We start from the raw sequence: 25,287 nt of genomic DNA on the forward strand, positions 1-25,287 counted from the left end.
TCAGACGCCCGCCATTTCATTCATCATTCTTTCGATATCGGACAAGCCGTCGTCGCTCAACGACAGGCCGGTGGAGGCACAGGCCTGGGCAAAATCATTCAATTGCGGTTTCTCGAATAGCAGGCGCAGCGGGATGTCGATCCCCAGGCCCGAGTTGATCTTGGAAATCAGCTGGGCCGCCAGCAGCGAATGCCCGCCCAGCTCGAAGAAGTCATCCATCAGGCCCACCCGCTCGACCTCCAGCACCTCGGCCCAGAGCGTCGCCAGTTGCTGTTCCAGCTCGCTGACCGGGGCCACGTAGGCCGACTGCGCCTGGCGGGTATCGGGGGCCGGCAGCGCCTTGCGGTCGAGCTTGCCGTTGGGCAGCAGCGGCATGCGCTCGAGCAGCACCAGGTACATCGGCACCATGTAGTCCGGCAGGCTGGCGCCCAGGTGCGCCTTGAGTTCGGCGCGCAGGCCGCCGTCCTCCTCGGGCATCGCGTCGGGCACCAGGTAGGCGGCCAGCTGCTTGCCGCCCGGGCCGTCGATATCGACCACCAGCACTTCACGCACCGCCGGGTGCTCGCGCAGGCGCGCCTCGATCTCGCCCAGTTCGATGCGGAAGCCGCGGATCTTCACCTGGTGGTCGATGCGCCCGGCGTACTCGACCACACCCTGCTCGCGGTAGCGCGCCAGGTCGCCGGTGCGATACAGGCGAGCACCCGGCGTGGTGGCGAACGGATCGGGGATGAAGCGTTCGGCAGTCAGCCCCGGGCGGTTGTGATAACCGCGAGCGAGCAGCTCGCCACCCACCAGCAGTTCGCCGATGGCCCCCGGCAAGGCCAGGTCACCGTCGGCATCCACCAGGTGGATCGAGCGGCCGGCCAGGGCCTTGCCGATCGGGATCTGCACCGGCAGGGGCTGCTCGCCGGTGACATAGGCGCTGCAGTCATGGCTCATGACGCTGACGGTGGCCTCGGTCGGCCCGTAGGTGTTGAGCAGGCGCACATAGCCGAGCCCGGCCTGTTGCCAGGCCAGCACGGCGTCGGCGGCCATGGCCTCGCCCCCCATGTGGATCTGGCGCAGCACACCGTAGTCACGCGGGCCCTTGGCCGCGAAGTCCTTGGCCAGCAGGTGCCAGTAGGCAGTCGGCAGGTCGGCGAAGGTGATGCCTTGGGTCACCACTTCGCGGTAGAAGGTCTCGCTGTCCCACAGCGTCGGGCCGCGTACCACCACGCTGGCGCCGCAGATCAACGCCGGGTACAGCTGCTCGACGAAGGCGTCGAAGTTGAAGGTGGAGAACTGCAGCACCCGGTCGGCCGCCGACAGCCCGCAGAAGCCCTTGGCGACATGGGCGTGCCGGCTCAGGGCCGCGGCGCTGATGCCCACGCCCTTGGGACGGCCGGTGGAACCGGAGGTGTACATGATGTACGCCAGGTTGTCGGGGTCGCCCAGTTCAGGCAGCGCATGGCTCGGCCAGGCGTCGAGCGGTTCGCTGTCCAGGCACAGGCAGCGTACCTGCGGCGCCACTGCCAGGCCCTGCAGCTGTGCGCTGTGGCCGAGCAGCAGGACGATGCCGCTGTCCTCCATCATGTAGGCCAGGCGCTCGTGCGGGTAGTCGGGGTCCAGCGGCACATAGGCGCCGCCGGCCTTGAGCACCGCCAGCAGGCCGACCACCATGTCCAGGCTGCGCGGCAGGGCGATGCCGACGCGCACGTCCGGGCCGATGCCTTCCTCGCGCAGGCGGTGGGCCAGCTGGTTGGCGCGCTGGTCCAGGGCCTGGTAGGTGAGCTGCTGCCCTTCGCAGATCAGCGCCGTGGCCTGCGGCGTGCGCGCGGCCTGGTCGGCGATCAGCTGCTGCACGGTACGCTGGTCGGGGTAGACCGCCTCGTGTCGGCTCCACTGCTCAAGGATGGTCTGGCGCTGCGCTGCGTCCAGCAGCGGCAGCTCGACGATGCGCTGGGCCGGCTGGGTGCTGACCGCCTGCAGCAGGTTGAGCCAGTGCGCGGCCATGCGCTCGATGGTGGCGTGCTCGAACAGGTCGCTGACGTAGGTCAGGGTCGCACCCAGGCCATCCTCGCTTTCGAAGGTGTCCAGGGCCAGGTCCAGGTGTGCCGTGGGGTTGCCCCAGCTCAGGCCTTCGATGCTCAAGCCCGGCAACTCGCGTGCCTGATCCGAGCGCTGGGCCTGGTGGTTGAACATCACCTGGAACAGCGGGTTGTGGCTCAGGCTGCGCTCCGGCTGCAGCGCCTCGACCAGTTGCTCGAACGGCAGGTCCTGGTGGGCCTGGGCCTGCAGCGCGGTGTGCTTGACCTGCTGCAGCAGCTCGCTGAAGGTGGTGTGCAGCTCGAACTGCGCCTTGAGCACCTGGGTGTTGACGAAGAAGCCGATCAGCCCTTCGGTCTCGGCGCGGGTGCGGTTGGCGATCGGCACGCCGACGCGGATGTCGGCCTGCCCGGTCTGGCGGTGCAGCAGGCTCTGGAACGAAGCCAGCAGCAGCATGAACAGCGTCACCCCTTGCTGGCGCGCCTGGGCCTTCAGGGCCTGGACCAGCGGCGCCGGCACTTCGATGGCGAGGCTGCGTCCGGCGTGGCTCTGCACGGTGGGACGTGGGTGATCAGTGGGCAGTTGCAGCACATAGTGCTCGCCACCCAGCTGGGCCAGCCAGTAATCGAGCTGGCGCGTCTGCTCGCCGGCCGCCATCCACTGGCGCTGCCAGGCGGCATAGTCGGCGTACTGCACGGCCAGGGCCGGCAGCTCGGGTTGGCGGCCCTGGCTCAAGGCCAGGTAGGCGTTCACCACCTCATCGACCATGATCGGCATCGACCAGCCGTCGGCGACGATATGGTGCAGGGTCAGCACCAGCACATGGTCGTCTTCGGCCAGGCGCAGCAGGCGTACCCGCAGCAGCGGCCCCTGGGTCAGGTCGAACGGGCGCTGGATCTCCCGGGCCACCCGCTCGCGGACGGCCTCGGTGGAGGTGTCCTGCAGCGACTCCATGACCAGGGTGAAGGTCGCGGGCGCCTGGATGCGCTGTAGTGCCTCGCCCCCCTGTTGCTCGAAGGTCGTGCGCAGGCTCTCATGCCGCGTGACCAGCGCCTCGAAGGCCTGGCGCAGCGCCTCCAGGTTGATCCGGCCCTTCAGTTGGAGGGCTGCGGGGATATGGTAGGCGGCGCTTTCCGGCTCCAGCTGCCAGAGGAACCACTGGCGTTGCTGGGCGTAGGACAGCGGCAGCGGTTGGTTGCGATCCACGACAGTGAATGCCGGCGCCTGGCTGGCCGAGCCTTGGCCGGCGGCCTGGGCGAAGGCCAGCAGGTCGGCGGACTCGAACAGGCTGCGCAATGGGACTTCCAGCTCCAGGCGCTGGCGGATGCGCGAGGTCACTTGGGTGGCCAGCAGCGAGTGGCCGCCGAGTTCGAAGAAGTTGTCGTGCAGGCCGACCTGCTCGACCTTCAGCACTTCGCTCCAGATCGCCGCCAGTTGCTGCTCCAGCTCCGTACGTGGCGCCACGTAGCCTTGTTGCAGTTGGCTGGCATCCGGTTTCGGCAGGGCCTTGCGGTCCAGCTTGCCGTTGGCGGTCAGCGGCCACTGTTCCAGCACCAGGAAGTGCGTGGGGACCATGTAGTCCGGCAGGTTGGCTTTCAGATGTTGTTTCAGCGTGTCACGCAGCGTTGCGTGATCGGCGTTAGTGTCCTGTGCGATCAGGTAAGCGGCCAGTTGCTTGCCCCCTGCCCCGTCGATATCCAGCACCAGCACTTCGCGCACCGACGCATGCTCTTGCAGGCGTGCTTCGATTTCGCCCAGTTCGATACGGAAACCTCGGATCTTCACCTGATGGTCGATCCGGCCCACATATTCGATCACCTCCTGGCCGCGATAACGCGCCAGGTCGCCGGTGCGGTACAGGCGCCCGCCTTCGCTGGAGAACGGGTCCGGTACGAAACGTTCTGCAGTCAGCGAGGCACGGTTGTGGTAACCGCGTGCCAGGCCGGCGTGGCCGACGTGCAGTTCACCCGTGCAGCCCTTGGCCACCGGATTGAAATCGGCATCCAGCACGTACATCGACAGGTCCGGGATCGCCGCACCAATCGGGCTGCCCGACTGCTGCGTATCGGCAAAGCGGATCGGCCGGTAGGTCACGTGGACCGTGGTCTCGGTGATGCCGTACATGTTGATCAGGTTGTCGCAGTCTTCACCGAAGCGCTCGAACCAGGGTTGCAGCGCCGCCACATCCAGGGCTTCACCGCCGAAGATCACGTAACGCAGTGCCAGATCATCAGCACTGTCACAGGCCACTCGCATCAGCGGCTTGAACGCCGACGGGGTCTGGTTCAGTACAGTCACGCCCTGCTCCACCAGCAGCTGGTGGAAGTCTTCCGGCGAACGCGTGGTTTCACGCGGCACGATCACCAGGCGACCGCCGTGCAGCAGCGCACCAAAGATCTCCCAGACCGAGAAGTCGAACGCATAGGAGTGGAACAGCGTCCACACATCCTGTGGGCCGAAGCCGAACCAGGCATCGGTGGCCTTGAACAGGCGCAGCAGGTTGTGGTGCGGCAGCAGCGTGCCTTTTGGCTTGCCGGTAGAGCCCGAGGTGTAGATCACGTAGGCCAGGTTGTCCGGCTGGTTCAGGTGCTCGGGGTTTTCCTCGCTGTAACCAGCCAGATCGTCTTCCAGCTTCAGGCTGCGAACCTGCGCCGGTACGGGCAGATCGACCAGCAGATGGTCTTGCGTCAGCAGCAGTTGAATACCGCTGTCTTCCATCATGTAGCTCAGACGATCCTGCGGGTACTCCGGATCCAGCGGCACATAGGCGCCCCCGGCCTTGAGGATCGCCAGCAGCCCGACGATCATCTCGAACCCGCGCTCCACCGCGATACCCACCAACACATCCGGCCCCACGCCCTGCTCGCGCAGTTTGTGCGCCAGGCGGTTGGCGCGACGGTTGAGCTGGTCGTAGCTCAGCACCTGCCCGGCGAAGGTCACAGCGATTGCATTAGGCGTACTTGCCGCCTGCGCCTCGATCAGCACATGGGCGCACTCGGCACTTGGATAACGCTGCACATCCGCTTGCAGCTCGACCCGCTCGGCCGCATCGAGCAACGGCAACTGCGCCACGCGCTGGCCGCTGTCCTGGCAGATGCCCTGCAGCAGATTGCGCCAGTATCCGCCCAGACGCTCGGCCGTGGCCGGGTCGAACAGCGCGGTGGCATAGGTCAGGATGGCGCTCAGCCCGGCGCCGTGCTCGACCGTGTTGAGCACCAGGTCGAACTGGGTCGTGCGGTCTTCCCAGTCCAGCCCCTCGATCCGCAGCCCGGCCAGTTCCTGGACCATGCCGGGATTTTCCGCCTTGTGGTTGAACAACACCTGGAACAGCGGGCTGTGGCTCATGCTGCGCTCGGGTTGCAGCGCCTCGACCAGTTGCTCGAACGGCAGGTCCTGGTGCGCCTGGGCCTGCACGGCGGTCTGGCGGACCTGTTGCAGCAGCTCGGCGAAAGTGGTGCGCAGGTCGAAGCGGGCGTCGAGCACCTGGGTGTTGACGAAGAAGCCGATCAGGTCCTCGGTCTCGGCCCGGGTGCGGTTGGCGACCGGCACGCCGACGCGCACCTGCGCTTGACCGCTGAGGCGGTGCAGCAGCGTCTGGAACGAGGCCAGCAGCAGCATGAACAGGGTCACGCCCTGTTGCCGCGCGGTCGCCTTGAGGGCCTCGACCAGCTCGTGCTCCAGGCGGATGTCCAGGCGTGCGCCGGCGTGGCTCTGCTGCAAGGGCCGCGGACGGTCGGTCGGCAGCTCCAGCAGCGGTTGCTCGTCACCCAGACGCCGGCGCCAGTAGTCGAGCTGGCGAGCCTGCTCGCCGGCCTCCATCCACTGGCGCTGCCAGGCCGCATAGTCGGCGTACTGGAACGCCAGGGCCGGCAGTTGCGGGGCGATGCCCTGGCAATGAGCGGCATACAGGCGCACCACTTCATCGACCATGACCGGCATCGACCAGCCATCGGCGACGATATGGTGCAGGGTCAGCACCAGCACATGCTCGTCGGCGGCCAGGCGCAGCAGGCGGGCGCGCAGCAGCGGGCCGTGCTCCAGGTCGAATGGCTGGGCGGTTTCCTCGACAATACGTGCCTGCAGGGCTTCGGCATTGACCGTTTCGACGGCCAGGTCGAAGTCGCTGGCCGGGTGGATGCGCTGCCAGGCTTGATCGCCTTCCTGATGGAAGGTGGTGCGCAGGGTTTCATGACGGGCAATCAGCGCGGCGAAGCTGCTGCGCAGAGCCTCGATGTTCAGCTCGCCCTTCAGGCGCAGTGCGGAAGGGATGTTGTAGGCGGCGCTTTCAGGCTCCAGCTGCCAGAGGAACCACTGGCGTTGTTGGGCGTAGGACAGTGGCAACGGTTGGCTGCGGTCCACGACAGTAAACGCCGGCGCCTGGCTGGCCGAACCCTGGCCGGCGGTCTGGGCAAAGGCCTGCAGGTCGGCGGACTCGAACAGGCTGCGCAGCGGGACTTCCAGCTCCAAGCGCTGGCGGATGCGCGAGGTCACCTGGGTGGCCAGCAGCGAATGACCGCCGAGTTCGAAGAAGTTATCGTGCAGGCCGACCTGCTCGACCTTCAGCACTTCGCTCCAGATCGCGGCCAGCTGTTGCTCCAGCGGCGTACGCGGGGCCACATAGCCTTGTTGCAGCTGGCTGGCGTCCGGTTTCGGCAAGGCCTTGCGGTCCAGCTTGCCGTTGGCGGTCAGCGGCCACTGCTCCAGCACCAGGAAGTGGGTCGGGACCATGTAGTCCGGCAAGTTGACTTTCAGGTGCTGCTTCAGCGTGTCACGCAGTGCGGCGTGCTCGGCGGATGGATCCTGGGCGATCAGATAGGCCGCCAGTTGCTTGCCTCCTGCCCCATCAATGTCCAGCACCAGCACTTCGCGCACCGACGCATGTTCTTGCAGGCGTGCCTCGATCTCACCCAGTTCGATACGGAAGCCGCGAATCTTCACCTGATGGTCGATTCGCCCCACATATTCGATCACCTCCTGGCCGCGATAACGGGCCAGGTCACCGGTGCGGTACAGGCGCCCGCCTTCGCTGGAGAACGGATCCGGCACGAAGCGTTCGGCAGTCAGCGAGGCTCGGTTGTGATAACCCCGTGCCAGACCGGCATGGCCGACATGCAGCTCACCTGTGCAGCCCTTAGCCACCGGATTGAAATCGGCATCCAGCACGTACATCGACAGGTCCGGGATCGCCGCACCGATCGGGCTGCCCGGCTGCTGCGTATCGGCAAAGCGGATCGGCCGGTAGGTCACATGGACCGTGGTCTCGGTGATGCCGTACATGTTGATCAGGTTGTCGCAGTCCTCGCCGAAACGCTCGAACCACGGTTGCAGCGCGGCCACATCCAACGCTTCGCCGCCGAAGATCACGTAGCGCAGTGCCAGATCATCAGCGCTGTCACAGGCCACCCGCATCAGCGGTTTGAACGCCGACGGGGTCTGGTTGAGCACGGTCACGCCCTGCTCCACCAGCAGCTGGTGGAAGTCTTCCGGCGAACGGGTCACCTCACGCGGAACGATCACCAGACGACCACCGTGCAGCAGCGCACCGAAGATCTCCCACACCGAGAAGTCGAACGCGTACGAGTGGAACAGCGTCCACACATCCTGCGGACCGAAGCCGAACCAGGCATCGGTGGCCTTGAACAGGCGCAGCAGGTTGTGGTGCGGCAGCAGCGTACCTTTCGGCTTGCCGGTTGAACCCGAGGTGTAGATCACATAGGCCAGGTTGTCCGGCTGAGTCAGGTGCGCGGGGTTTTCATCGCTGTAGCCGGCCAGGTCGTCTTCCAGCTTCAGGCTGCGAACCTGCGCCGGTACGGGCAGATCGGCCAGCAGGTGGCCTTGCGTCAGCAGCAGTTGAATGCCGCTGTCTTCCATCATGTAGCTCAGGCGATCCTGCGGATACTCCGGATCCAGCGGCACGTAAGCGCCACCGGCCTTGAGGATCGCCAGCAGCCCGACGATCATCTCGAACCCACGCTCCACGGCGATGCCCACCAGCACATCCGGGCCCACGCCCTGCTCGCGCAACTTGTGCGCCAGGCGGTTGGCGCGGCGGTTGAGCTGGTCGTAGCTCAGCGCCTGCCCGGCGAAGGTCACGGCAATCGCCTCAGGCGTACGCGCCGCCTGCGCTTCGATCAGTTCCTGGGCACAAGCCGTGCTTGGATAGCGCTGCACGTCGGCTTTCCACTCGCCCTGCTCGGCCACATCGAGCAACGGCAACTGCGCCACACGCTGCGCGTGATCCTGGCAGATGCCCTGCAGCAGGTTGCGCCAATGCCGGCCGATGCGCTCGACCGTGGCCGGGTCGAACAGCGAGGTGGCGTAGGTCAGTGCCGCGATCAGCCCACCGTCATGCTCGGCGGTATTGAGGATCAGGTCGAACTGGGTGGTCTGCCCTTCCCAGCTCAAACCCTCGACCTGCAACTCGCCCAGCTGACGAGCCATGCCCGGGCTTTCGGCCTGGTGGTTGAACAGCACCTGGAACAGCGGGTTGTGGCTCATGCTGCGCTCGGGCTGCAGCGCCTCGACCAGCTGTTCGAACGGCAGGTCCTGGTGCGCCTGGGCCTGCAGCGCGGCCTCGCGGACCTGCTGCAGCAACGCGGTGAAGGTGGTCTGTGGCGCGAACTCGGCCTTGAGTACCTGGGTGTTGACGAAGAAACCGATCAGCCCCTGGGTTTCGGCGCGGGCACGGTTGGCCACCGGCACGCCGACACGGATATCGGCCTGACCGCTGTAGCGGTGCAACAGCGTCTGGAACGACGCCAGCAACAGCATGAACAGGGTCACCCCCTGCTGGCGCGCCAAAGCCTTGAGCGCCTGGGCCAGGGAGGCATCGATATCGATGGCCAGGCGCGCGCCGTGGAAGTTCTGCACCGACGGCCGCGGACGGTCGACGGGCAGCTCCAGCAGCGGTTGCTCGCCGGCCAGTTGCTGGCGCCAGTAGCCGAGCTGGCGTTCCTGCTCGCCTGCTTCCATCCAGTCACGCTGCCACAGCGCGTAGTCGGCGTACTGGATCGGCAGCTCGGCCAAGGTGACCGGCAAGCCCTGGCGCAAGCCTTGGTAAAGACGGATCAGCTCGTCCACCAGGATCGGCGTGGACCAGCCATCGGAGACGATATGGTGCACGGTGAGGATCAGCACATGCTCTTCAGGCCCCAGCACCAGCAACCTGACCCGCAGCAGCGGGCCCTGTTGCAGGTCGAAGGGTTGCTGCACCTCGGCTTCCACCCGCGCGCGGATGGCCGCTTCCAGGTTCGCAGGATCGGCAACCGCAAGCGGCTCCACCGCCAATGCCAATGGCATCGACGGATGGACGATCTGCACCGCGCCGTCACCCTCCTGGCGGAAGGTGGTGCGCAGGGTCTCGTGGCGCGCCACCAGGCTGTCGAAGCTGAGCTGCAACGCTTCGATATCCAGCGCGCCCTTGAGCCGCAGCGCCGCCGGGATGTTGTAGGCGGCGCTGTGCGGATCGAGCTGCCAGAGGAACCACTGGCGCTGCTGTGCGTATGAAAGCGCTGCCCCGTCCGCAGATTCCCTTCTGAAGATCGGGGTGACCCCGTAGAGGTTGACACCCTGGCGCTTGAGCAAGGCTGCCAATGCCTTGCGCTCCCTGGTGGACAGCGACTTTACGGAGTCGAGCAGCTCTTGCACTTTGAATGTCTCCCGCTAAGCGATCAGATTATCTATTTCCTGTGCAGTAAGACGTTTCAAGGCCTCCAGGGATTTAGTCAGTTCGTCATGGGCGTTGGCGACCTGCCCCGACTTGCGCTCGACCACCTGGCTGAAATCGGCCAGGGTGGCCTGCTCGAACAGCTCGTTCAGGCTCAGGTCGACGCCCAGTTGCTCGCGCACCCGGCCGATCACCTGGACGATCAGCAGCGAGTGCCCGCCGAGGTCGAAGAAGTTGTCCTGCAGGCCCACCCGCTCGACGTGCAGCACCTCGGCCCAGATCGCCGCCAGCTTGCGCTCCAGCTCCGTGACCGGCGCCACATGGGCTGGCTGCAGCTGGCTGGCGTCCGGCAGCGGCAGGGCCTTGCGGTCCAGCTTGCCGTTGGGGGTCTGGGGCATGCGCGCCAGGCCCACCAGGTGGCTCGGCACCATGTAGTCCGGCAGCCCGGCCTTCAGGTGCGCGCGCAGCTCGCCGCGCAGCGCTTCCACGCCTTGCTGCGCGTCGTGCAGCACCAGGTAGGCGGCCAGCTGCTTGCCGGCCGGGCCGTCGATATCGATCACCGCGGCCTCGCGGATCGCCGGGTGCAGCAGCAGGCGCTCCTCGATTTCGCCCAGCTCGATACGGAAGCCTCGGATCTTCACCTGATGGTCCAGGCGCCCGACATACTCGATCACGCCGTCGTCGCGGTAGCGGGCCAGGTCGCCGGTGCGGTACAGGCGCGCGCCCGGCTCGCTGGCGAACGGATCCGGCACGAAACGCTCGGCGGTCAGGCCCGGACGCTTGTGGTAGCCGCGCGCAAGGCCATCGCCGCCGATCAGCAACTCGCCGCGCGCACCCTGCGGCAACAGGTCAAGCTCGGCGCCGAGCACATGCAGGCGGGTGTTGGCCAACGGACGGCCCAGCCACACGTCATCGCTGGCGGTCAGGTAGTGGCAGGCCGACCAGATGGTGGTCTCGGTCGGGCCGTAGACGTTCCACACATGCCCGGCCTGGGCGATCAGGCGCTGGGCCAGCTCGGCGCTCAGCGCCTCGCCGCCGCACAGCACCTTCTTGCCGGCGAAGGCCCCGGGCGCCGCGGCATCCAGCAGCATGCGCCAGGTCGATGGCGTGGCCTGGACGACGCTGACTGCCTGGGCCTGGATCACCGCCAGCAAGGCCTGCGGGTCCTTGTTCACCTGCTCGCCCAGCAGCACCACGCTGGCGCCGCGCAGCAACGGCAGGTACAGCTCAAGGCCGGCGATGTCGAACGACAGCGAGGTCAGCGACAGCACCTTGTCCGAAGCATCGATGCCCGGCTGGCGGGCCATGCTGCTGAGGAAGTTGACCAGCGCGTCGTGGCGGATGGTCACGCCCTTGGGCTTGCCGGTGGAGCCGGAGGTGTAGATCACGTAGGCGAGGTTTTCCGGCAGTGCCTGCTGGCGCGGATTGTCCTCGCCGTGCTCGGCCGGCAGCGCCTGGTCCAGGCACAGACTGTGCACCTGCGGCGGAATCGGCAGGCGCTGCAGCAGGCCGGACTGGGTCAGCAGCAGCGCGATGCCGCTGTCCTCCATCATGTAGGCCAGGCGGTCCTCGGGGAACTGCGGGTCCAGCGGCACGTAGGCGCCACCGGCCTTGAGCACCGCCAGCAGGCCGACCAGCATGTCCAGGCTGCGCTCCACGGCGATCCCCACCAGCACATCGGGGCCGACGCCCAGGCTGCGCAAGTGATGGGCCAGGGCATTGGCGCGACGGTTCAGTTGCTCGTAGCTCAGCGACTGCTCGCCCAGCACCGCGGCGATGGCCTGCGGCGTGCGCGCGGCCTGCGCCTCGATCAACTGCTGGACGGTCTGCCCACGTGGATAGTCGGCGGCGCTGTCATTCCAGGCGTGCAGGGTGCGCTCGCGCTCCTCGCGGCTCAGCAGCGGCAAGTCGGCAACCCGCTGAGCCGCGTCCTGGCAGATGCCCTGCAACAGGTTGCGCCAGTGCTCGGCCATGCGTGCCACGCTGGCGGCCTCGAACAGGCTGGTGGCGTAGGTCAGGGTCGCGCTCAGGCCACCTTCGTGCTCGGCGGTGTCCAGGGTCAGGTCGAACTGCGCGGTCTGCTTGTCCGAGACCAGCCCCTGCAGGCTGAGGCCCGCCAGCTCGCGGGACTCGCCCAGCACCTGGGTCTGGTGGTTGAACATCACCTGGAACAGCGGGCTGTGGCTCAGGCTGCGCTCCGGCTGCAGGGCCTCGACCAGTTGCTCGAAGGGCAGCTCCTGGTGCGCCTGGGCACCCAGGGCGGTGTGCTTGACCTGTTGCAGCAGTTCGTCGAAGCGCAGTTGCGGCTGGAAGCGGGCATCCAGTACCTGGGTGTTGACGAAGAAGCCGATCAGCCCTTCGGTCTCGGCCCGGGTGCGGTTGGCCACCGGCACGCCGACGCGGATGTCGGCCTGACCGGAGTGGCGATGCAGCAAGGCCTGGAACGACGCCAGCAGGAGCATGAACAGGGTCACGTCCTGTTGCCCGGCCAGTGCCTTGAGCTGGGCGACCAGGCCCGGCTCAAGGCTCACCTGCAGGCGAGCACCGTCGTATTGCTGCACGGCCGGGCGCGGGTGGTCGGTGGCCAGTTCGAGGATCGGCTGAGTGCTGCCCAGGCGCGCTTGCCAATAGTCCAGCTGGCGCTGTTGCTCGCCGGCCTCCATCCACTGGCGCTGCCAGGCGGCATAGTCGGCGTACTGGAACGCCAAGGGCGGTAGCTGCGGGGCCTTACCCTGCAGATGGCTTTCATAGCCGCGGACCAGTTCGTCGACCATGATCGGCATCGACCAGCCGTCGGCGACGATATGGTGCAGGGTCAGCACCAGCACATGGTCGTCGGCGGCCAGGCGCAGCAGGCGGGCGCGCAGCAGCGGGCCGTGCTCGAGGTTGAACGGCTCGCGCACCTGGGCCTCGACCCAGGCCTGCAGCGCCGTTTCATCCAGGGCAGCCGACGCGACCTGCAGCGGTACATCGAGCGTCGGGTGAACCACCTGTTCGGCACTGTCGCCCTGCTGCCTGAAGGTGGTGCGCAGGGTTTCGTGACGGGCGATCAGCGCGGCGAAGCTGCTGCGCAGTGCCTCGATATTCAAGTCGCCCTTCAGACGCAGGGCCGATGGGATGTTGTAGGCGGCGCTTTCAGGCTCCAACTGCCAGAGGAACCACTGGCGTTGCTGGGCGTAGGACAGCGGCAGCGGTTGGCTGCGGTCCACGACAGTGAACGCTGGCGCCTGGCTGGCCGAACCCTGGCCGGCAGCCTGGGCGAAGGTCTGCAGGTCGGCGGACTCGAACAGGCTGCGCAGTGGGACTTCCAGCTCCAGGCGCTGGCGGATGCGCGAGGTCACCTGGGTGGCCAGCAGCGAATGACCGCCGAGTTCGAAGAAGTTGTCGTGCAGGCCAACCTGCTCGACTTTCAGCACTTCGCTCCAGATCGCGGCCAGCTGTTGTTCCAGCGCCGTACGCGGGGCCACGTAGCCCTGTTGCAGCTGACTGGCGTCCGGTTTCGGCAAGGCCTTGCGGTCCAGCTTGCCGTTGGCGGTCAGCGGCCACTGCTCCAGCACCAGGAAGTGGGTGGGGACCATGTAGTCCGGCAGGTTGGCTTTCAGGTGCTGCTTCAAGCTGTCGCGCAGAGTGGCGTGATCGGCGTTGGCGTCCTGGGCGATCAGATAAGCGGCCAGTTGCTTGCCCCCTGCCCCGTCGATATCCAGCACCAGCACTTCGCGCACCGACGCATGTTCTTGCAGGCGTGCCTCGATCTCGCCCAGTTCGATACGGAAGCCACGGATCTTCACCTGGTGGTCGATCCGGCCCACGTATTCGATCATGTCCTGACCGCGATAACGCGCCAGGTCGCCGGTGCGGTACAGGCGCCCGCCTTCGCTGGAGAACGGATCCGGCACGAAACGTTCGGCAGTCAGCGAGGCACGGTTGTGGTAACCGCGTGCCAGGCCGGCGTGGCCGACGTGCAGTTCACCTGTGCAGCCCTTGGCCACCGGATTGAAGTCGGCATCCAGCACGTACATCGACAGGTCCGGGATCGCCGCACCGATCGGGCTACCCGGCTGTTGCGTATCGGCGAAGCGGATCGGCCGGTAGGTCACGTGGACCGTGGTCTCGGTGATGCCGTACATGTTGATCAGGTTGTCGCAGTCTTCACCGAAGCGCTCGAACCAGGGTTGCAGCGCCGCCACATCCAGGGCTTCACCGCCGAAGATCACGTAACGCAGTGCCAGATCATCAGCACTGTCACAGGCCACTCGCATCAGCGGCTTGAACGCCGACGGGGTCTGGTTCAGTACAGTCACGCCCTGCTCCACCAGCAGCTGGTGGAAGTCTTCCGGCGAACGCGTGGTTTCACGCGGCACGATCACCAGGCGACCGCCGTGCAGCAGCGCACCAAAGATCTCCCAGACCGAGAAGTCAAACGCGTACGAGTGGAACAGCGTCCACACATCCTGCGGACCGAAGCCGAACCACGCATCGGTGGCCTTGAACAGGCGCAGCAGGTTGTGGTGCGGCAGCAGCGTACCTTTCGGCTTGCCGGTAGAGCCTGAGGTGTAGATCACGTAGGCCAGGTTGTTCGGCTGAGTCAGGTGCGCAGGATTTTCGTCGCTGTAGCCGGCCAGATCGTCTTCCAGCTTCAGGCTACGAACCTGCGCCGGCACGGGCAGATCGGCCAGCAGATGACCTTGCGTCAGCAGCAGTTGAATGCCGCTGTCTTCCATCATATAGCTCAGGCGGTCCTGCGGATATTCCGGATCCAGTGGCACATAGGCGCCCCCGGCCTTGAGGATCGCCAGCAGGCCAACGATCATCTCGAACCCACGCTCCACGGCGATGCCCACCAGCACATCCGGCCCCACGCCCTGCTCGCGCAGTTTGTGAGCCAGGCGGTTAGCGCGGCGGTTGAGCTGGTCGTAGCTCAGCGACTGCCCGGCGAAGGTCACGGCAATTGCCTCAGGCGTACTTGCCGCCTGCGCCTCGATCAGCTCATGAGTGCAAGCCGTGCTCGGATAGCTGGCCACCACCTGCAGGTCTTCCACCGGCAGGCTAAGTGCACCCAGGGCACACTCACCGTCAACAGCCAACTGCGCAAGCAGGTGCTGGAAGTGCCCCGCCAACTGGTCGATGGCCTGCTCACTGAAGCACTGGCGATCGAAACTGAAGCTCGCCTCCAGGCGCTCACCCACTTGCACCACCAGGGTCAGCGGGTAGTTGGTCTGCTCCTGGTTGAGCACCTCGCCGAACTGCAGCCCCTGCGGTGCGCCCTGTTGCAGCGCCTCGGCGACCGGGTAGTTCTCGAACACCAGAATGTTGTCGAACAGCGCCTCGCCGCTCCAGCCGGCCCAGCGCTGGATCTCGTACAGCGGCGTGTGCTCGTGTTCGCGCAAGGCCAGGTTCAGCGCCTGGACCTGCTGCACCCAGTCGCCCACGGTCTGTTCCGGGCGCGGACTGGCGATCACCGGCAAGGTGTTGATGAACAGCCCCAGTTGCTCCTCGACACCCGGTAACTCGGCCGGGCGTCCGGCCACGGTGGCACCGAAGGTCACGCTGGCCTGGCCGGTGTAGCGCTGCAACAGCAGCAGCCAGGCGGCCTGGACCAGGGTGTTGAGGGTGACCCGCTGGTCCCGGGCGAAGTCCGCCAGCTGCCGGGTCTGCTGCGCCTCGAAACGCAGCGCCAGGGCGCCATGGCCCTGCCCCTGGACCGAGGATTTGAATGCCTGGACCAGCCGGGTCGGCTCTTGCAGCTCGGCCACCTGCCCGCGCCAGAAGGTTTCGCTGGCCTGCTGGTCCTGGCCTTGCAGCCACTGGATATAGTCGCGGTAACGGCTGGTCTTACCGCTCGGCGTCACGCCGCTGTAGCGCTGCAGCACCTCGCCCAGCAGGCGCGAGCTGCTCCAGCCGTCCATCAGGATGTGATGGCTGGTGTAGATCAGGTGATGGCTGTCATCGCCCGTGCGGATCAGCGTCAGGCGCAGCAGCGGACCGCTGGCCAGGTCGAAACCGGCCTGGCGTTCGGCCTGGGCCACGGCATCCGCATCCTGGGGCTGATCGAGCTCGACGAACGGCACCTGTACCTGACGGCGCACCACCTGTACCGGTGCCGGCAGATCCTGCGGGAAGCAGCTGCGCAGCACTTCGTGGTTGTCCACCACCGCCTGCCAGGCTGCACGGAAACGCGCCATGTCCAGCCCGCGCACATCCACGCGCAGCTGGTTGATGTAGTTGCCCGCCGCCTGCTCGTAGAGGCTGTGGAACAGCATGCCCTGCTGCATCGGCGACAGCGGGTAGAGATCTTCGATCTCCCCGGCTGCCAGCGGCAGGCCATCCAGTTGCGCCTGGGTCAGCTCGGCCAGCGGGAAGTCCGATGGCGTGACGCCCTGATGCGGCGCCTGGGCGCAGTGCTCGACCAGCTCGGCCAGCACCTGCTCGTAGCGACGCGCCAAGGCTTCGATGGTTTCGCGGCGGAACACCTCGCGGCTGAAGCTCCAGTCCAGTTCCAGCTCGCCCTGGTAGACCTGCCCGGTGATGCCGAGCCAGTTGCCCAGCGGGCTGTCCAGGTCCTGGGTGGCGCCGCTGCCCTCGCTGGCCGGGGTGAACAGGGCACCCTCGGCCTCGGCGAAGCTGCCGTCGAACTGCCCCAGGTAGTTGAAGGTCACCCGCGGCTGCGGCAATGCCGCCAGGCGCTCGCGCAGGTCGGGCTCGCCGAGATAGCGCAGCACGCCGTAGCCGATGCCTTTGTTCGGCACCGCCCGCAACTGCTCCTTGACTGCGCACAGCCCCGCGCCCAGCCCATGGGCCGGCGTCAGTCGCACTGGGAACAGGCTGCTGAACCAACCCAGGGTGCGGCTGAGGTCCAGTTCCGGGAACAGGTCCTCGCGGCCATGGCCTTCGAGCTGGATCAGCACCGATTCCTCTTCAGTCCAGTCGCACAGCACCCGCGCCAGGGCCGCCAGCAGCAGGTCGTTGACCTGGGTGCGGTAGGCGGCAGGCGCCACCTGCAGCAGCTTGCGGGTCAGCGCGGCGTCCAGGCGCGACGAGGCATGGGCGACGTGACGGTTGGTCTGGGCGCCCGCCGGATTGTCCCGTGGCAATTCATCGCCAGCAGCTGCGAGGCCGTCCAGCCAGTAGTCGGCCTCAGACAGCAGTTCGGGGCTGCGGGCATAGGCGCCAAGGCGCTCGGCCCAGGCCTTGAGCGAACTGCTCTTGGCCGCCAGCGTCAGCGGTTTGCCCGCGGCCAGGACGGTGTAGGCCAGTTGCAGATCTTCCAGCAGCACCCGCCAGGACACACCGTCGACCACCAGGTGGTGGATCACCAGCAGCAAACGCTGCTGGCCTTCGGGCAGGTCGACCAGCAACGCCCGCAGCAGCGGCCCCTTGGCCAGGTCGAGGCTGCGCTGGGCCTGCTCGGCCAGGGCCGGCAGCTCAGCCACGTCGCTCAACGCGCGAACCCAAAGCATCTCCTCGGCCTTGCCGGCCTGGAACTCGGCCTGCCAGGTATCGCGCTGGGTGAAGCGCAGGCGCAGGGCGTCGTGCTGGTCGACCAAAGCCTGCAGCGCGCCCGTCAGGCAGTCGGCGCGCAACGCCTGGGTCGGCTTGAGCAGCAGCGCCTGGTTCCAGTGCTGGCGCTCGGGGATGTCGGTTTCGAAGAAGCGCGCCTGGATCGGCAGCAACGCCAGTGTGCCGCTGACCTGCTCGACCGCCGCGGCCTTTTTCTCGATGCGCTTGGCCACTGCCGCCAGCTGGCCGATGGTCTGTTTCTCGAACAATTGCTTGGGGCTGAGCTTGATGCCCTGGCGCTTGGCCCGGGCGATGATCTGCAGGCTGAGGATCGAGTCGCCGCCCAGCTCGAAGAAGTTGTCGGTGCTGCCGACCTGGTCGAGCTTGAGCACCTCGGCCCAGATCGCCGCCAGGGCCTGCTCGATCTCGCCGACCGGCGCGGTGTACTGGCGCCGGGCGACACCCGGTGCCGGCAGGGCGCGCTTGTCGAGCTTGCCGTTGGCGGTCAGCGGCAGGCGCTCCAGGACCAGGATCTGCGCCGGCACCATGTAGTCCGGCAGACGGTCCTGCAGTTGCTGGCGCAAGACTTCACCCTGCAGCCCCTGCCCCACGCACCAGCCCACCAGTTGCAGGCGGGTCTCGTCGCCGTCCACCGGCTGGGCCAGGACCACCGCCTCGGCGACCCCGTCCAGCCCCAGCAGCACCCGTGCCACTTCGGCTGGTTCAACGCGATAACCGCGCACCTTGACCTGGTCGTCGGCGCGACCGATGAACTCCACCTGGCCCACGCGGTTGCGCCGCACGCGGTCGCCGCTGCGGTACAGGCGCTGGCCCGGCCGTGTCGGGTCCGGCACGAAGCGTTCGGCGGTCAGGCCCGGCTGGCCCAGGTAACCCTGGGCCACGCTGGCACCGCCGATATACAGCTCGCCCGCGACCTGGTCGGCCACCGGATTGAGCACATCGTCGAGCAGCAGCACATGGGCGCCCGGCAGGGCCGTGCCCACCGGCACGGCACGGGCCTCGGCGGCGAGGGTCGAGACCTCATGGGTCAGCACGCCGACCGTGGTCTCGCTCGGGCCATAGTGGTTGATCAGGCGGCAGCCCGGCTTGAGTCGGCGCACCTGCTCCACCAGGGCTGGCGTGCAGGCCTCGCCACCGACGATCAGCGCCTGCTCGGGCAGCACATCGGCGGGCGTGCCGGCCTGCAGCTGCGCCGCCAGATGGCCGGGGACGATCTTCAGCACACCGACCCGGTGTTCGGCCATGTAGCGGGCGAAGGCGTCCGGGTCGAAGCCCAGTGCCTCGGGCAGCACGTGCAGCAGGCGCCCGGCGCACAGGGCGCCGAACAGCACGGTGTGACCCAGGTCGGCGGCGATGGTCGAGACCAGCGCCATGCTCGCCTCCGGCGCTGGCGCCAGACGCTCGAGCAGGCCGGCGACGTAGCTGGCCAGGGCGCCATGGCTGACCAGCACGCCCTTGGGCTGGCCGGTGGAGCCGGAGGTGTGGATCACATAGGCCGGCGATTCGGCCCACAGCGTGATGGCCGGCGCGCTGGTCGGCAGGTCTTGCCATTGTTCGGGCACATAGCCCACGGTCAGGCGATCGGCGGCGGCCAGGCTGGTCAGTCGCGCATCGCCGGCGGCGCACAACAGCACCTTGGCCTGCGCCGCGTCGAGCATCTGCCGCAGGCGTGCTTCAGGCACCTTGGTATCCAGCGGCATGTACACGGCGCCGGCCTTGAGAATGCCGAGCATGCCGGTCAGCCAATCCAGCGAACGCTCCATCAGCACCGCCACCGGCTGGCCGCGGGTCACTCCCTGACGTTGCAGGTGATGGGCCAGGCGGTTGGCGGCCTGATCGAGGGCGGCGAAGCTCAGGCTGTGCTCCAGGCCGCGGGCGGCGAGCGCCTCGGGCTGGCGTTGCACCTGCTGCTGCCACTGCTCCAGCACCAGTGCCGGCGCCTCGCGCTCCGACTCCTGCCCGACACGCAGCGGCGCGGCCAGACGATGCAACGGCAGTTGCGGCGCGTCGAGCAACTGGCCCAACAGCTCGATGAACGCCGGAATGAACGCCTCCACCGTGGCGCGCTGGTAGAGGTCGCTGGCGAAGGTTATCTCGCCATGGATCAGCTGGCCGTCGTCGGTGATGTCCAGCGCCAGGTCGAAGTGGGTGCCGACCTTGTCCAGCGGGTACTCGGCGACGCTCAGGCCCGGCAGGGCCAGCGAGCGCTGGCGCTGCATGCCGACGTTCTGGTTGAACTTGACCTGGAACAGCGGGTTGTGGCCCAGGTTGCGCTCCGGCACCAGTGCGTCCACCAGTTGCTCGAATGGCAGTTCCTGGTGCGCCTGGGCGCCGAGCACCGCCTCGCGCACCTGGGCCAGCAGGTCGTCGAAGCTCAGGCGCTCGTCCACCTGGCAGCGCAGCACCTGGGTGTTGACGAAAAAGCCGATCAGCCCCTCGACCTCGGCGCGGCCGCGGTTGGCGTTGGGCACGCCGATGCGGATATCACGCTGCCCGGCCTGGCGCGAGAGGAACAGCGAGAAGCCCGCCAGCACCAGCATGAACAGGGTCATGCCCTGGGCGCGGGCGTAGCCGCCCAGGCGTCGGGACAGCTCGGCGCCGAAGTCGAAGCTCAGGGTCTGGCCGTCGAAGCTCTGGGTCAGCGGGCGGGCAAAGTCAGCGGCCACCTCCAGCAGCGGCTGCTCCTGGCCCAGTTGCTGGCGCCAGTAGTCGAGCTGGCGTTCGCCCTCGCCGGCCTCCAGCCAGCTGCGCTGCCAGATCGCATAGTCGGCGTACTGCACCTCCAGCGCCGGCAACTGCGGCGCCTGGCCCTGGCTGAAGGCCTGGTAGCTGTGCACGAACTCCTTGACCATCACGTCCATCGACCAGCCGTCGGAGACGATGTGGTGCATGCTCACCAGCAGCACATAGTCCTCGGCCGCCAGCCGGTACAGGCTGGCGCGCAGCAGCGGCCCGTGCAGCAGGTCGAAGGGTTGGTGGCTGGCCTCGCGCACCTGCGCGGCCAGCTCGGCCTCGCGCCGCTCGCTGGCGACAGCGGTGAGATCGACCTGTTCCAGCGGCACGGCCTGGGTCTCGAGGATCACCTGGCGCGGCTGTTCGCCATCGACCTGGAACACCGTGCGCAGCGCCTCGTGGCGCGCCACCAGGTGCTCGAACGAGCGCTGCAGGGCCGCCACGTCGAGCCGGCCACTAAGGCGCAGGCCGGCCGCCATGTTGTAGGCCGCGCTGTGCGGCTCCAACTGCCAGAGGAACAGCAGGCGCTGCTGGGCGAAGGACAAGGGGATGCTGGCGAAGTCGTGACGCGACTCGACCACCGGCAACAGGCTGAAGTCCTTGCCGTCCTCGCGCAGCTTGGCGAGGAACTGCCGGCGCTGCTCCAGAGGCAGGCTGACGAACCGTTTCGCAATGCGTACCGCCATGTTGCCACTCATGCCTCAACCCCTTCCAACGAACTCATGAACGCATCCATATCCGACCAGTCGTCATCCTTATCGCCGCCCTCCAGGCGGCCCAGCTCGGCGGCCAGGTCGCCCAGCGCCGGGTGTTCGAACAGGCTGCGCAACGGCAGCACCAGGCCCAGCTGGTCCTTGATCCGCGCCAGCACCTGGGCGGCCAGCAACGAATGCCCGCCGAGCTCGAAGAAGTGATCGTCCAGGCCGACCTTGGCCACGCCCAGCACCTGCATCCAGATCTGCGCCAGTTGCTGCTCGGTGGCACTCTGTGGCGGCCGGTATTCAGCCTGCAACGCGCTCGGGTCCGGCGCCGGCAGGGCATTGCGGTCCAGCTTGCCGCTGGGCGTCAGGGGCAGGCGCGGCAACAGCAACAGGTGGCCGGGCACCATGTATTCGGGCAGGCGCGCCTTGAGCAGGCTGCGCACCTGCTGGCGAAAACGCGCCTGTTCGGCGGCATCCTGTTCGGCGGCGTCGGGCACCACATAGGCCACCAGTTGCAGGCCGCCGGTCATCGGCAGGGCCAGCACCACCGCCTCACGCACGCCCGGGCACTGCTGCAGGCGCGCCTCGATCTCGCCGAGTTCGATGCGGAAGCCCCGCACCTTGACCTGATGATCGACCCGGCCGATGTACTCGATGGCGCCGTCAGCGCCCAGGCGCGCACGGTCGCCGGTGCGGTACAGGCGCTCGCCATGGGCGAACGGGTCGGCGACGAAGCGCTGGGCGCTCAGCGCCGGTTGACCGTGGTAGCCACGGGCCAGGCCCGGGCCGCCGATGTAAAGCTCGCCCACGGCGCCCTGCGGCAGCAGTTCGAGGTCATCATCGAGGATGTACAGCCGGCGCTGCGCCAGGCCCTGGCCGATGGGGATGCCGCGCCAGGACACCGCCTCGTGGCCGAGCCCGGTGCAGTCGTGGATGGTCGACACCACCGTGGCCTCGGTCGGGCCATAGGTGTTGAGCAGGCGTACATGCCCCAGCCCGGCCAGTTGCCACAGGCGCAGGCCGTCCACCGCCATCGCCTCGCCGCCGACATGGATCTGGCGCAGCGCGCCGTAGTTGGCCGGTGGACGCGCCGCGAAGTCCTGCACCAGCCAGTACCAGTAGGCGGCCGGCAGGTCGGCCAGGGTCACGCCGTGGCTGATCAGCACCTCGTGCAGGGCGGCGCTGTCCCACAGGCGAGTATCGCGCAGCACCACGCAGGCGCCGTGGCACAGCGGCGGGAAGAACTGCTCGACGAAGCCGTCGAAGCTGCTGGTGGCGAACTGCAGGACGCGGTCGCCTTCGCGCAGGTCGCTGTAGTCGATGGCGCGGGCGATGAACTCACTCAGGGCGCCGTGGCTGATGGCCACGCCCTTGGGCCGGCCGGTGGAGCCGGAGGTGTAGATCACATAAGCCAGGTTGTCACGCGTGACGGTCAGCGCCAGGTCGTCCGCCGACTCATCGTCCAGCGCCAGCTGATCCAGGCACAGGCAGCGCAGCCCGTCCTGCGCCGGCAGGCCGGGCAACTGGGCGGTGGTGGTCAGCAGCCATTGCAGGCCGCTGTCCTCGAAGACATGGCCCAGGCGTTCGGCCGGGGCCTGCAGGTCCAGCGGCACATAGGCGCCACCGGCCTTGAGCACGGCCAGCAGGGCCACGGCCAGGTCCAGCGAGCGATCCAGGGCCACGCCCACCAGCACATCGGGGCCGACACCCTGGCGGCGCAGGTGATGGGCCAGGCGATTACTGCGGATATTGAGTTCGGCATAGCTCATCGACGGTGCCGCGGCGCCGTCGGCCAGGATCAGTGCCAAGACCTCGCCGCTGCGGGCGGCCTGGACTTCGAACAGGCGCTGCACCGGCACCAGCGGCGGCACCTCGGCCACCGGGCACAGCAGCGCCTGGCGCTCGGCCTCGGCCAGCAGCGGCAACTCACCCAGGCGCTGGCGCGGCGCCTGGCAGACCGCGCGCAGTAGGTTGCGCCAGTGCCCTGCAAGGGCGGCGATGGTGGCCTCGTCGAAGAGGTCGGTGGCATAGGTGAAGGCGGCGAACAGTTGCTCGCCCTCCTCCCGGGTGTCGAGCATCAGGTCGCTGGTGGCGGCATGCTGGCGGCGGCTGCCGGCCAGCTGCTCGGCGCTCAGGTAGCCCACGCGCAGACCGCAGTCCAGACGCACGTCATTGAGGTCGGTGACCAGCGGCTGGTGGTTGAACATCACCTGGAACAGCGGCGTATGGCTCTGGCTGCGCTGGGGCTGCAGGGCCTCGATCAGCGCGTCGAACGGCAAATCCTGGTGCGCCTGGGCGCCGACCGAGGCCTGGTGCAGGCTGCGCAGCAGGTCGCTGAATGGCGTCTGCGCGGTGAACTGGCTGCGCAGCACCTGGGTGTTGACGAAGAAGCCGACCAGCCCTTCGGTCTCGCTGCGGTTGCGGTTAGCGATCAGGCCGCCGACACGGATGTCGGTCTGGCCGCTGTAGCGGTACAGCAGGGTCTTGAACACGGCCAGCAGTACCGTGGACAGGGTCACGCCGTGCTGCTGGGCCAGTTGCTTCAGGTCCTCGCGCAGGCCAGCGTCGAGCACCAGCTCCAGGCGCTCGCCGAGGTGGCTGGGCTGGGCCGGGTACGGCCGGTCGGTCGGCAGCTCCAGCAACGGGTGCTCGTCACCCAGCTGCTCGCGCCAGTAGTCCAGCTGGCGCTCGCGCTCGCCGGCCTCCAGCCAGCTGCGCTGCCACAGCGCATAGTCGCGGTAGTGCACCTTGAGCTCCGCCAGCTGCGGCTCGCGCCCCGCCACCAGGGCGTCGTAGCTGCGCATGAATTCATCGATCAGGATGTTCATCGACCAGCCGTCGGCGATGATGTGATGCAGAGTCAGCAGCAGCACGTGCTCCTGGGGCGCCAGGCGCAACAGGGCGATGCCGAACAGCGGCCCGCCTTCGAGGTCGAAGGCCTGGGTGGCCTGGGCCGCCATCTGCTGGTGCGCGCGTTCCCAGCGCGTGGTTTCAGGCAGGTCGGCCAGGTCGAACAGCTGGATGCTCACCGGCGCCGGTTCCGCCACCCGCTGCAACGCCCGCTCGCCGTCCTGGGCGAAGGTGGTGCGCAGGCATTCGTGGCGGGCGACCAGCAGGCTGAACGCCCGCTCCAGCGCCTCGACCTGCAGCTCGCCGTCGAGGCGCACGGCCATCGGCAGGTTGTAGGCGGCGCTGCGGGGCTCCAGCTGCCAGAGGAACCACATGCGCTGCTGGGCGTAGGACAGGCCGTCGCGCTCGCTCAGGCCAACACAGGACGACATGGGCAGCTGCGCGAAATCGATGCCCTCGCGTCGCATCCCTTCGAGGAACAAGCGGCGCTTGTCCAGGGGCAACTCGATGAAACGACGGGAAAGTTTCTGGGCGTCTGCGGCATTCATGTGTGAGGTCCTTGCTGATCGGCGGCGCGACCGGAAGGTCCGGGCGCATCAACAAGAACGAATGGGCGGGGGGATGATTTAGCGGCAGGCGTTCGACTCTGGAGCCCCGGGGGCGCTGCGCGCCCCTTTCGCGACGCAAGGCCGCTCCCACAAGAGTTCGCGCCGGCCTGCTGGAACACGAAAGGGCTGCACAGCAGCCCTGGGGATCGGTAAATCAGGCCTGCTCCAGCGAGTGCCCCTCGGCCATTGCCACGATCACCTTGCGCGGGCCTTCGAACGGCGCACGGGCATGGGCGGCGAGCATATTGTCGAGCATCATCACGTCGCCCTCCTGCCAGGGGAAGCTGATCTTGCAGTCTTCCAGCACCTGACGGATCTCGTCGAGCACCTCGTCCTCGATGGGTGAACCGTCGCCGTAGTAGACGTTACGCGGCAGGTCTTCCTCGTCGACGATATCCAGCAGACTTTCCCGCACCTCGGGCGGCAGGTTGGAAATATGGAACAGGTGCGCCTGGTTGAACCAGACCATGTCGCCGGCCACCGGGTGCCGGGCCACCGCCTGGCACACCTGGCGGGTACGCAGCTCGCCGTCGTCTTTCCATTCGCAGGTGATGCCGTGATCCTTGCAGTAGGCTTCGACCTCCTGCGGGTCATCGGTATTGAATACATCCTCCCACGACACATCCAGCCCGTTGCCGAAGTTGCGCACGTACATCAGCCCCTTGCTAACGAAACGCTCGCGAATGTGCGCCGGCACGCGGCGATAGACCTCGCGACTGTCGGCGATCGGCGTCTCGCCACCACTGCGGGCGGCGATCATGCTGTAGAACCAGATCTTCATCGGCCAGTCGCGGGAGTAGGCCTGCTCGTTGTGCAGCGGAATATGCTGGTGCGCCGGGTACTCGGTGGAGGTGTAGACCCCCTGGGTAACGTTGGTGCGCGGCGTCGAGCCGAACTCGTAGTTGAGCAGCGGGTGACCGAAGCTGGCGGCAAACTGGCGGAACTGCTCGGCGCCCTCCAGGCGGAACCCGCGGAACAGGATGCCGCCGTCGCGCGGCAGGTGTTCATCCACCAGCGCCTTGAGCTCGTCGAACACCTCCAACAGGCTGGTGTCGTCGTCACCCGCCTCCACCAGCAACGGCAAACGTCCCTGCTCCGGCAAGAGCGGACGCACTGTAAATCCCACAGCAACACCCATGGCGGGCCTCCTGTACACATTCGATAAAGGGACCGGCGACCCATGGGC

Annotated in this window: 4 protein-coding genes; all 4 read right to left on the reverse strand. The window is 67.5% G+C overall.

From position 1 onward, the window contains the following. The 4 genes from HU735_RS27010 to HU735_RS04170 all read right to left on the reverse strand — a co-directional run bounded on the left by HU735_RS27010 (position 1) and on the right by HU735_RS04170 (position 25,239). Positions 1 to 9,672 carry a non-ribosomal peptide synthetase gene (locus HU735_RS27010; RefSeq protein WP_186712532.1) on the reverse strand — a complete coding sequence of 3,224 codons (9,672 nt, stop codon included), beginning with the start codon at positions 9,670 to 9,672 and terminating at the stop codon, positions 1 to 3. A gap of 15 nt (positions 9,673 to 9,687) precedes the next feature. After that, complete coding sequence (locus HU735_RS04160; protein ID WP_346655348.1) at positions 9,688 to 20,628, reverse strand: amino acid adenylation domain-containing protein; 10,941 nt, start codon at positions 20,626 to 20,628, stop codon at positions 9,688 to 9,690. Between the two features lie 8 nt (positions 20,629 to 20,636). Then, positions 20,637 to 24,041: a non-ribosomal peptide synthetase gene (locus tag HU735_RS04165; RefSeq protein WP_186712534.1), complete on the reverse strand. Its 3,405-nt coding sequence runs from the start codon at positions 24,039 to 24,041 to the stop codon at positions 20,637 to 20,639. Between the two features lie 214 nt (positions 24,042 to 24,255). Further along, positions 24,256 to 25,239, reverse strand: a complete 984-nt coding sequence (locus HU735_RS04170; RefSeq protein ID WP_186712535.1) for a TauD/TfdA family dioxygenase — start codon at positions 25,237 to 25,239, stop codon at positions 24,256 to 24,258. Between the last annotated feature and the right edge of the window lie 48 nt (positions 25,240 to 25,287).

This window comes from Pseudomonas sp. BW16M2 (assembly GCF_014268865.1).
Taxonomy (GTDB): domain Bacteria; phylum Pseudomonadota; class Gammaproteobacteria; order Pseudomonadales; family Pseudomonadaceae; genus Aquipseudomonas; species Aquipseudomonas peradeniyensis.

Excerpts from the sequence above, each read along its gene's own strand:
- HU735_RS04160 (WP_346655348.1), bottom strand. The coding sequence starts at position 20,628 with ATGGCGGTACGCATTGCGAAACGGTTCGTCAGCCTGCCTCTGGAGCAG.
- HU735_RS04165 (WP_186712534.1), bottom strand. The coding sequence starts at position 24,041 with ATGAATGCCGCAGACGCCCAGAAACTTTCCCGTCGTTTCATCGAGTTG.
- HU735_RS04170 (WP_186712535.1), bottom strand. The coding sequence starts at position 25,239 with ATGGGTGTTGCTGTGGGATTTACAGTGCGTCCGCTCTTGCCGGAGCAG.